Origin of the sequence: methanotrophic endosymbiont of Bathymodiolus puteoserpentis (Logatchev) (genome assembly GCF_900128525.1) — a bacterium.
In the GTDB taxonomy this organism is placed as follows: domain Bacteria; phylum Pseudomonadota; class Gammaproteobacteria; order Methylococcales; family Methylomonadaceae; genus Methyloprofundus.
This window is the reverse complement of sequence record NZ_FQTQ01000059.1, coordinates 54,343-65,168: the sequence shown is the minus strand read 5'-3', so window position 1 is coordinate 65,168 and position 10,826 is coordinate 54,343. Positions and strand designations below refer to the sequence as shown.

The window sequence follows — 10,826 nt, the reverse complement described above, 5'->3', positions numbered from 1 at the left end:
TTCGGTTTAGGCGAGTTCATAGAATATATTGTAAAGCAATTTTTTAATATTTGCCTGTGGATAATGAGAAGTTACGCGTGTTGTAGGCAATGCGTTGATTTTTTTATACATCATGGGTTGCGTTGTCGCTGGCTCATCAGCTTCATTATGTCCACGACGGCGATAGCAAATTAAATCAATGACTACATCTTTATTAAATGTAGAACGGTAGTCTAAGGCCATTTGTGTAACAAAAAGCACTGCTTCAGGGTCATTACCATTGACATGAAAGACGGGCGCCTGAATCATATTAGCAACATCGGTGCAATACAGCGTAGAACGTGCATCAAATGGATTGCTAGTCGTAAAACCTATTTGATTATTGATCACAACATGTATCGTACCACCTGTTGCAAAAGCACGAGTCTGTGCCATATTTAAGGTCTCCATAACGATGCCTTGCCCAGCAAAAGCAGCATCACCATGGATTAGAATAGGGATAACAGTATTTGCACTATTTTTGCCATACCTGTCTTGGCGCGCTTTAACTGAGCCTTCGACCACGGGATTAATGATTTCTAAATGAGATGGATTGAAAGCTAGAGTGATATGCGCAACACTGCCTTCGGTTTCCACGTTAGAGGAAAATCCCATATGGTATTTCACATCGCCTGAAATAACGCCGCGGCTGGTTTCGGCTGTGCCTTTAAATTCACTGAAAAGTTGTGCTGGACTTTTACCTAAAATGTTAATTAAAACATTTAAACGCCCACGATGCGCCATACCAATAACAATTTCTTTGGTTTTATATCTCCCTGAACGCTGTATTAATTCATCTAAAATAGGAATAAGGCAGTCCCCGCCCTCCAATGAAAAGCGTTTTTGTCCGACAAAATTTCGGTGCAAATATTTCTCGATACCTTCAGCAGCGGTTAGCTGTTGTAATAGCCAAGTTCTTTTTTGAGTATCAAGATTTTCCCCGGGCTTTGAGCCTTCTAGGCGGTTTTTAATCCAACGCTTAATATCAGTATCGAATATATGCATATATTCTGTGCCAATATTGCCGCAGTAAATCTCTTTTAAGGTGCTAATAATATCTTTGAGAGGTAAGCGATCAACACCATAGAGTGTTCCCGTATCGAATAGAGTGTCTAAATCAAGTTCAGATAGGCCATAATAATTAGGATCAAGGTCAGGGATTTTTTTTTGTATTGTACCGAGTGGGTTATTACTCGCCATTTGGTGACCATGGGCACGGTAATGATTGATTAGGCGAGCAACAGCTGATTGTTTTTTTACACTTTCTTCGGTAAACCCTTGCAGTTCTGCTATGCGCGATGTGCTAGATGAAGCAAGTTGAGCAAAGCGCTCTACGACAGGGCTATGCGGAATATCGCGTTTAGTCAGTGTCTTTTGTAACTCTATAAAGTGATCGCGCCAACTTGTTTCAACGGATTCTGGATTTTCTAAAAACTGTTCATATAGATCCTCTATATAAACAGCATTGCTGCCATAAAATGCTGAGGTATCTTGAAACAATTTAAGCAAATTACTCATAAAAAAGTCCAGTTTTGCGTAGAAATTATATTTTATTTGGTTGTAGATGGTATATTACCAAGAAATGACGCAGGCAGGAAAGATATAGCTTAAAATGATAGTAAGCCAGTACAGCAGCCCTAGCATAAGCCATAAATTATGAAGCCAGTAATAATTTAAAGGCAAACAGTTATCCCATTTTTAAAATTTCAAATTTAAGAGTTACTACACTAGTATCAAAAGAATAAAATTGCACGTTATTTTGGTAAAATAGAGCGAATAATTCAGGATTATTGGTGCTAAATAAATACTTATGAAAACAAATAAAAAAATAAGCATTAAAATTAAATCAAAAACTGAGCGGCGAATTATGGAAGAGCCTCAGGTGGAAATCATTACTGAATGGAATGTAAAACGAATTTTTATTGCCCTATTAGTTATATTACTTTTAGTTATTATTCCCGCTTATTACCTAAGCAGTTTGAATGAAGAACCTGTGCTCAAAGATATTAAGCAATCAGATATAGAAACTAAAACGATTACTTTAATTCCAGAAATAACTGTACCACCTATTAAGCCCGATATAGCGGCAGTAATTAAGCCACTAAAGGATGAGGTAATAGAGCCGCAAGATACTCAACTAAAAAAAGAAGCGATAGTCCCCCAGGCAATTAAACAAATAACAAAATCATCAATTAAAACTTCTTTCGAACAATTACACCCTAATATATCACGCGCTAGATTAGCTAAAAGTATGCAAGGTAAAGAGCCCTATGAGGATGTAGAGCTGCCTTTTTTAGTAAATAGTGAGCAGGCGAAAGGTTTGTTTTATTTTACTGAAATAAACAATATGAAAGGCAATACTGTCTTTCATGAGTGGTTAAAAAATGGTAAATCTATTTATAAACGAAAAATTAAAATACGTGGGAATCGCTGGCGTATCAGTACCAGTAAACTATTTAATAATCACCATGTAGGCGAATGGCAAGTAAGGACACTGGATCAGCAAGGCAAGGTTCTTAATGAAATTACTTTTCTAGTCACGATGCCGTAAATAAAATTTGAGCGGGAATGAAAGAGATCTAAATGCTTACAAATAAATAGTATTTTTTTTGATTTAATTTTATAATTATTACGCAGTGTTTAATACTAAAAAAAATACTGCGTAATATGCTGAAGTTTCCCAATAATTGGAAATATAACTGTAGCAATACATAGGACAGTACGATTATTCGTTGGCGTTAAGTATAATAGGGGAAAATTTTAAGAAAAATGTAACTTCTCATTATTCACAGGTATTTGAGGTATTAAGGTCATGTGGGGTGTGCTGACGATAGGAAGCGCATCGTTTATGTGATGCGCTTCGTTCCTCAGCACATCCTACGACATTTTTATACCCGCTTAAAATGAGAAGTTACAGAAAAATTCCCTACCTGCTGATATGTAAGTATTCAGAGACCCCACCAAAAAATTGAGATTTCAGCCCAAAAACTATTCCAAGCTATTGATAGTTCGTTTCGGGGATGAAAAATTGGTGAAATTTTCAAGGGGTGTCTGAATATTTACGCTGATATACCTCCCTTGAAAACGGGGAAACTTCAGTTAATAAGTAACAAGTATAAGGTTAAATGATATGAGTGAGTTAAATGATTTGTCTGTAACTGAATTACAGCAAATGATGAAAAATGTAGAACTTGCACTAAAAGAAAAGCAAGATAGAGAGCGTAAAGATATATATGCACAAATTAGAGCTCTAGCTGCATCAGTTGGCGCAACCGTTGAAATTTTTGATGCAAAAGAGAAAAAAGTGCGAAAAACAGGGAAAGTAGCACCCAAATATCGTAACCCTGATAACCCCGATATTACTTGGACAGGGCGTGGTGTTACGCCTAAGTGGATGCGTGCCTTAATTGAATCAGGTAGAGATAAATCAGAATTCTTAATTTAGTCTTTGGATTAATTAACTGATATTAAAAAATAATATACTGTAGCAGGGAGCTTTAGTCACAATTTATACAGGTTACTGCTAAAGCTCCCGCTCCATATAAATCATGCTAAAATAGAAAAAATTTGAATCCGGTTCGATTTTGCGAGCCGGATTTTTTTGTATTTAGCATAAGTGGAAAAAAGTGTGTATACAATTTCTAAACAATTTAGTTTCAGTGCTAGTCATATTATTGAGGGATTACCCGAAGGGCATCCGTGTAGTCGGTTGCATGGCCATAATTATATAGTTGAACTAACTTTGGCAGCAGAAGAATTAAATAAAACGGGGTTTGTTGTTGATTACAACGAACTGAGTGCTTTTAAAAAAGTGATTGATGATACTTTAGATCACCGTCATTTAAATGATGTTTTAAATGGTTTTACTACAGCAGAAGCGATCGCGAAATATCTTTATGATTATGCTAAAGCTATGTGGCCAGAAGTTGCCTCAGTGAGTGTCAGTGAAACACCTAAAACTAACGCGGTTTACCGACCTTAAAAATAATAATAAACCTATGCAGAGTAATAGCTTTTCCAACTTACAGTTTCTAAAAGATAGTATCACGCGTATTTTGCCCAATTCGCAAGCCGTTGCTTTGGCATTGATTTTAATTGTTGGATTTTTATTGATTACTTCTCTAGCTGATGTATTAATGCCAGTTTTTATTGCTATTGTATTAGCCTATTTGTTAGAAGGTTTGGTTAAGAAATTAGAACGTAAATTAAAACGTTTACCTGCTGTATTGATTGTATTTTCTGCTTTTATGGGGGCATTTTGTTATTTACTATTTGGCTTAATGCCAATGGTTTATCAGCAATTAAAGCAATTATTACAACACACGCCAGAAATTGTTAGGCGTTCACAAATGGAAATTTTAAAGCTCCCTGAAGCGTATCCACAATTTATTTCTGCTGAAAAATTAAAAGACTTAATGTTTGCTATTCAAGAAGAAGCATTAACCTATGGGCAGGACTTATTGACGCTTTCCGCTTCATCTGTCGTCGGTATTATTAGTGCGCTGGTTTACCTGATTCTAGTGCCTGTTTTGATTTTCTTCTGCTTAAAAGATAAATCTATTTTATTGAATTGGTTTGCCCAGTTTTTGCCGAGAGACCGAATGTTATCACTTAATGTTTGGGAAGAAGTGGATATGCAGTTAGGTAATTATATTCGTGGTAAATTTGTTGAAGTAATCATTTTAGGTTTTGTCAGTTATATGACTTTTTCTGCATTAGGGTTAAATTATGCAATACTACTTTCTGTCTTTATGGGGCTGCAAGTCATTATTCCTTATGTTGGTGCAACCTTAGTCACTTTTCCAGTATTAGGCGTGGCCTTTTTTCAATGGGGTTTTGGTGGTGATGAATTTATGTATGTTGCCATTGCTTATACAATTATACAAACCATCGATGGTGTGTTTTTAGTGCCCTTACTTTTTTCCGAAGCAGTTAATTTGCACCCAGCGGCTATTATTGTTGCTATTTTATTTTTTGGCGGGTTATGGGGTTTTTGGGGGGTATTTTTTGCAATTCCATTAGCTACTCTAGTTAAAGCAGTCATTTCTGCTTGGCCGCGTTTGGATGATAAAATGCATACCTTTGATATGTAATGAACATGAAAAATACTCAGCGACTACTGTACGTTATGCAGCAACTAAGAGATCCAGAATCTGGTTGTTCATGGGATAAAAAACAGAATTTCACCAGCCTTATTCCTTATACACTAGAAGAAGCCTATGAAGTTGTTGATGCTATTGAACGTGATGATATGCAGGATTTACAAAGTGAATTAGGCGATTTATTATTTCAGGTAGTCTTTCACTCACAGCTAGCTGAAGAGCAAGGTTTGTTTGATTTTGAGCAAGTAGCTGGTGGTATTGCTGATAAATTAACGCGTCGTCATCCACATGTTTTTTCTGATGTGGTTTATGCTAATGAAGTCGAGCAAAAACAAGCTTGGGAAATATTAAAAGCGGCGGAACGAGCAGAAAAAGAAGCTGAAAATCATACGATTTTATCGGGCGTAGCTAAGAACTTACCGGCACTAGTTCAATGCAAGAAAATACAAGATAGAGCGGCTAATCATGGCTTTGATTGGGTAGAAGTTGAGCCAGTTTATGACAAAGTACTAGAAGAATTAGATGAAGTTAAAGAGGCGTGGGAATCGGGTGATCAAGGTCATATAGAGGAAGAAATTGGTGATTTATTATTAGTCGCAGTTAATTTAGCGCGACATATGAATGTAGACCCAGAGCAAGCTTTGAAAAAAAGCACACAAAAATTCACTAAGCGTTTTCAGTATATTGAGCAGAAAGTAGAGCAATCAGGGCGTGAAGTTAGAAAATGTGAATTATCAGAATTAGATGCTTTATGGAATGAAGCAAAAATTGCGTTTAAACAATTATAAAACAATACTATAAAAAAAAGAGATAGGAAATAATGACAACATTTAACAATGTGACTGTAGTAAAAAAAGCAAATATTTATTTTGATGGTCAAGTGAGCAGTCGTACGGTACAGTTTGCTGATGGCACTACAAAAACACTGGGCTTAATGTTGCCAGGTGAGTATAGCTTTGCTACAGAAGCTAAAGAAATTATGGAAATTATGGCGGGCGAGTTAGATGTTTTGTTGCCGGGTAATGAACAGTGGTTAGCAATTAAAGCAGGTGAATCATTTGAAGTGCCTGCGAACTCAAAGTTTGATCTTAAAATTAAAACACCAACAGATTATTGCTGTTCATATATAAAATAACGCTATGAGTGAAGATCGCCTTATTAGTATAGAAATAAAAATTGCTTACCAGGAAGATACTATCGCACAATTAAATGATATTGTGTGTAAACAACAAAATCAGATAGATGCCTTAGAGAATCTTACGCAACAATTGTTGGGGCGGGTTAGAGACTTATCTGATACGGCACCACAATCAGGCAATGCATTGTTAGCAGCTGATGAAAGGCCGCCGCATTATTAAGTAACAAATGGGGATTTATAGTTATTGATTTACTAAAAAACGGTGACTTTCATAAAGAAAGTCACCGCTGATTATACTTAATGAACAATGTTAAAGTCGACATTAGTCGACCATTGAACTAACTGGTTTATGAAGGCCTTGTATTGAATGAGAAGGGTGCATGTTTGTACCTTCCGAAAAATGGTAGTGTCTTAATTACCGACAGTCCCTTGGTTTTTAGCTCTCTTTTACTACTCGTTCACATAACGGTCAAAAACCATTGTCAGCATTTTAAGCTCTCCCTCTTCAACAGGGCACCAGCCTTGAAACTCTATATCTTTTAAAATTTCTTTGCCTTTATCATCTTCAGACATTTCTTTAAGAATGGTATGCAAGGCTTTACCCTCTTGTTCTAAGTCTGGAGCGATGGAGAATAGATGAAATGCAAAATCAGTTGCGCTCTCATCAAGTTTACGGACATTCTTTTTGCTAAAAGAAGATAAACCTTCATAGGTTTTCTTTAGCATAAACAATAAGTCTGCTTTCTTTTTAATTAGCACTTGTAAGGATTTGATTTCATTACCAGAGAAAGTGAAATTAAACTTAGATGAATCTAGCTCACTTTCATCGCATAAGAAGCGCCCTAATATATACACAAAACTATTTTCTGATGCAGTAACGACGTTGGCTTGTTTAAAGTCTGCCAGTTCGCGCTCATCATCTGCACGCGTTAAAATAATAACTTCATCGGCCTCTGCAATAGGGCGCATAATGGGGACAAAACCGCGCCGCTTAATCATGGAGCAGGCTTCAAAAGGTTTGGCAAATAGAATATCAATACTGGATTCGTTCAATACATCTTGTGATTGATCAAAGTGTATGGCTTTTTGCATGCGCCTTTGTAAATAAGTATTAAATAAATACCAGCCAGTTAGTTGTTGCCCCGTTTGTAAGCTGGCAACAAAATTCAATTTCTTTTTGATATGTGATTTTTTACTTAAGCCTTCAGCTGATTTGTTTGCATTTGCATGGATGGGGGCTTGTGGGTTGATGGTATTTTTCTCGCCTGTTTTTGTTATATCATTGCCGCCTTGTATAAAGCGGCCTAGTCCAGTAATCTTAAATAGCATATTCACCATGCGGTTTAGATCTTTAACTTCAATGATAATTTGCTTTTTTTCCCATTCCTCAAATATTTTTAGGAGTAGCGATAAGCCCATCGAATTAACTCGCTCTATTTTTTTAAATTCTAAAATAACACGCGCTTTTGCGGGAACAATAAGCAAAGTCTCCAACGGTATTTTAGCGTTAACGTCAATAGAACCGGCACAATCAAAACAGTAAGTGTTGTTGCTGTCAGAAAGTTTTTTTATGGTAAGAATATCTGAAATTGCCATGAGTTAAACCCTCTCTCTATTTTGAGCTAATGGCTCATATTGACTATGATGAATAAATTGAAATCCTGAATTAATATCCATATTTACGGGCTGCTTTAAATCCCATAAAGTGGTAACTTGTGTCCTATGTTGCGGATGGACGCGAATCTGGAAGTAGTGTGATAAGCGCCACATCATATATAGGCCAGCACCACCGACACCAGCTTCTACTCCCTCATCCATGGCATGAGCCATTTTCTGTAAAAAGACAGAAGCAGGTAATGTTCCCCAGTTATCAGTAATCATTAGCCCCAATCGATCATCACTCAAGGCAATATCAATACGTACCTCTTCATGCTCGGATAATTCACGTGACTCTCCTTTTGCATAGTAAGCGATTCCTTTACCATCTCTTGGCGCAGCATAAAGGCTGTTCTCAGACATTTCATCGAGAATAACGACAAGTGCATCGATATGCTCTTGCGGAACAGTGCCTTGATCAGAAATCCAGGAAACGATTTCTTCCATGACATACAGCTTATCGTCAGTATGAGATAGCTGAAATTGTCTATGCTGAGGTAAATGTGGCATTAAGACGAATAAATCATCATCAGGTGTCTCATGGTGTTGGCTTAATAAGTGATTCCAACCGATTTGTTCACAAAAATCACTGTATTTAGGGAGAATTCGACAGATACCATCTTTACTTAAACGGTCTAGTAGGTCTGCAAATTGTTGCTCTGCGATAAAGACAACATACTCTCTGGAAATACGTGGTATCGGGTGGTCACCTTGACGGTAGAAACTTTCAGTAATGCGGATAATATCACTGATATCAGCTTCTGTATTGCTGGCCTCTGATGTGAGACGATCACTATGGTTGAGTACCATGATACTTACGTCGTCACCAAAACTTTCTGTTTCACAATGAATGGCTAAAGCTTCCATTAAATAGTCTTTAATAGTTTCTGCATCGACATCGCCACACTGACTTAAAATATCTTCTAGGCGGTCATAACCGAATGCTTCTCCTGAAGGAGATTCTTCTTCAACCAGGCCATCGGTAAATAAGAATAGCCTATCACCGACTTCCATTTCAATTTCTATTGCAGATTCCGCATAGTTTGAGTCAATATTTTTACCGAGAGGTAAACCTGAGGCTTCTAACATCTCCCAGTGTTGTTCATGATTACGCCATAAATAAGGTAGTACATGACCCGCATTAGCAAATTGTAATTTTCCTGTGCGTGCATCTAGCGTTAAACAGTTCATGGTCATTAACAGCGATTGTTGCGCTGTCATTAACAGAGTTTCGTTTAATAGGTTTAAAATTTCGGATGGATTAGTGATTCCTTCGTGAATCAGCGGATAAACCCCAGCTTTCGCGGCACTTACCATGGTTCCAGCCGCAACACCATGACCACTTACATCACCAATCAGGATAATACTTTGATGCCCAGCAACTTTATAGTAATCATAATAGTCCCCACCGACCTCACTAGAGGTTAGCAGGTTTGCAAACCCTTGTATGCCAGGTAATTCAACATGAGGATCTGGCAAAATAGAACGCTGTAAAGTCGCAGCTAGATTTACTTCACCTTGTAAACGGTGGGTAATAACTTCCATTTCAGCATGGACACGCTGGAGATTTTCTTCTGCCTGTTTACGTTCGGTAATATCACTACCCGTTGCTAAAAACATCACTGGTTGCTTGGTTTTGATATCTAAAATTGTAGTGGTATGCCAAATAACATTAATAATCTCACCGGTACTGACTTGAACTTGCGTTTCGATTTCATCAGAAAATTCTACCGCTCCACTCATCATATCAGTGAATAAAGTTTTTAATGCTGCTTGCTCGCTATTAGGAATAAAGGTTTCAAAAAAATTATTTCCTAACACCTCTTCTTTAGCCCAGCCGGTGTTTTCTTCTGCATATTCGTTAAATAAGACGACATTAGCTGAGCTATCAAGACCGATAATAAAAGCTTGAGCTGTATTAATTACATTATCGGCAAAGTTTTTTTCTGATTCGGCCTTAAGCATACTATCCTGTAGGCGTTTAACTAAGGGTTGTAATAATCCCATCCCTAGTAATGTTAAAACGCTAAGGTTTATCATAAACACAAAGTTCTGCTTGCTTTTAGCGTTAGATAGCATTGCCTCAGTTTGTCTTTTATAATAACTACTTACCTTACTTAAGGAATCTAGTAAGGGAGGTGTCATTGTATAATAAAGTTTCTTGAAGTCTGCCTTTTTGCTCTTTAGCTTATTAAGAGGGGTATGTTGTAAATCACGTAATAATCCCGTGTAATTACGCATTCTGTCATCGAGTGAAGGGTCGCCCTGAAAGAAGAGTTTGCTTAGATCATCATCTAACAGGCCTCGGACTTGTACTATTCGGGTTCCCTCGCGAATAAAACGGTCACCACTTTTTAAGGATGTATGTATTTCTTTTAAGCGGGAAACGTTTTTGGATATATGTCCTTTGGCTTTGCGAATCGTTAACTCATTATTAGAGGAAAGTAATACTGTAGAATAAAAGTTAATGGCTTGAACAAGTTGACCTTGTTCTGTACTTAACTGAATGAGGGTAGCATTTCCTTCTTGATTTTTTAAATCATATATTACAACAAGATAAGATATACCTATACTGATAGCAAGAATAAACAAGACAGTAGTATATTGGTTTAGTATTGAGGTTGTAAAACTCCTCAGTAAATTATTTACTTGCCTTTTTTTATCTTGGATTTTACGTAAAATTTCTTTCACTATTTTCTCCTTATTATTGTTATATGTAGCGCATTTAGATGATTTTTTAGGTTGGTCCTGTAGTTTTAAATATCCCCTCTATATAAGTTAAAGTTGTTGCTTTTTGAGTTAGGAGTTCTGTTCAGAGTCTTCTCTTAAGCCTCTGTTCGGCAGTCATCCTCCTAGTCGCAGTCATTGGGTTGTTTTTAGTCAACCCCAATCGGTCACTCCTAAACAACTAA

General features: G+C 36.9%; 9 protein-coding genes and 1 pseudogene. 7 read left to right on the top strand and 3 right to left on the bottom strand.

Annotation, left to right across the window (positions count from 1 at the left end; translation table 11 throughout):
• Window positions 1-75: 75 nt before the first annotated feature.
• Window positions 76-1,536 (bottom strand): annotated as a pseudogene (locus BQ7314_RS03810) (thiamine pyrophosphate-dependent enzyme); the annotation flags it as partial.
• Window positions 1,537-1,828: 292 nt separating this feature from the next.
• Between BQ7314_RS03810 and BQ7314_RS03805 the strand changes: the two are divergent.
• From BQ7314_RS03805 to BQ7314_RS03775, 7 genes are all read left to right on the top strand, one after another.
• The gene (locus BQ7314_RS03805; RefSeq protein WP_174482382.1) at window positions 1,829-2,569 is read left to right on the top strand and encodes a DUF2914 domain-containing protein; all 741 of its coding nucleotides are present in this window, start codon (window positions 1,829-1,831) and stop codon (window positions 2,567-2,569) included.
• Between the two features lie 579 nt (window positions 2,570-3,148).
• On the top strand, window positions 3,149-3,463 hold the full coding sequence (locus BQ7314_RS03800; protein ID WP_174482381.1) for an H-NS histone family protein: 315 nt from the start codon (window positions 3,149-3,151) through the stop codon (window positions 3,461-3,463).
• A gap of 183 nt (window positions 3,464-3,646) precedes the next feature.
• Window positions 3,647-4,000, top strand: a complete 354-nt coding sequence (queD, locus tag BQ7314_RS03795) for a 6-carboxytetrahydropterin synthase QueD (protein ID WP_174482380.1) — start codon at window positions 3,647-3,649, stop codon at window positions 3,998-4,000.
• Window positions 4,001-4,016: 16 nt separating this feature from the next.
• Window positions 4,017-5,111 carry an AI-2E family transporter gene (locus tag BQ7314_RS03790; RefSeq protein WP_174482387.1) on the top strand — a complete coding sequence of 365 codons (1,095 nt, stop codon included), beginning with the start codon at window positions 4,017-4,019 and terminating at the stop codon, window positions 5,109-5,111.
• Window positions 5,111-5,908: a nucleoside triphosphate pyrophosphohydrolase gene (gene mazG, locus BQ7314_RS03785; protein WP_174482379.1), complete on the top strand. Its 798-nt coding sequence runs from the start codon at window positions 5,111-5,113 to the stop codon at window positions 5,906-5,908. The genes BQ7314_RS03790 and mazG overlap by 1 nt, the downstream gene beginning before the upstream one ends.
• 32 nt (window positions 5,909-5,940) lie before the next feature.
• Entirely contained in the window at window positions 5,941-6,255 is a 315-nt protein-coding gene (gene ppnP, locus BQ7314_RS03780) for a pyrimidine/purine nucleoside phosphorylase (protein ID WP_174482378.1), read from the top strand.
• Between the two features lie 4 nt (window positions 6,256-6,259).
• Entirely contained in the window at window positions 6,260-6,478 is a 219-nt protein-coding gene (locus tag BQ7314_RS03775) for a SlyX family protein (protein WP_174482377.1), read from the top strand.
• Window positions 6,479-6,708: 230 nt separating this feature from the next.
• On the opposite strand, the gene BQ7314_RS03770 is transcribed toward BQ7314_RS03775, so the two are convergent.
• Window positions 6,709-7,854 (bottom strand): PhnD/SsuA/transferrin family substrate-binding protein, encoded by a 1,146-nt coding sequence (locus BQ7314_RS03770; RefSeq protein WP_174482376.1) that lies wholly within the window; start codon window positions 7,852-7,854, stop codon window positions 6,709-6,711.
• A gap of 3 nt (window positions 7,855-7,857) precedes the next feature.
• Window positions 7,858-10,605 carry a SpoIIE family protein phosphatase gene (locus BQ7314_RS03765; protein WP_245394906.1) on the bottom strand — a complete coding sequence of 916 codons (2,748 nt, stop codon included), beginning with the start codon at window positions 10,603-10,605 and terminating at the stop codon, window positions 7,858-7,860.
• Window positions 10,606-10,826 lie beyond the last annotated feature (221 nt).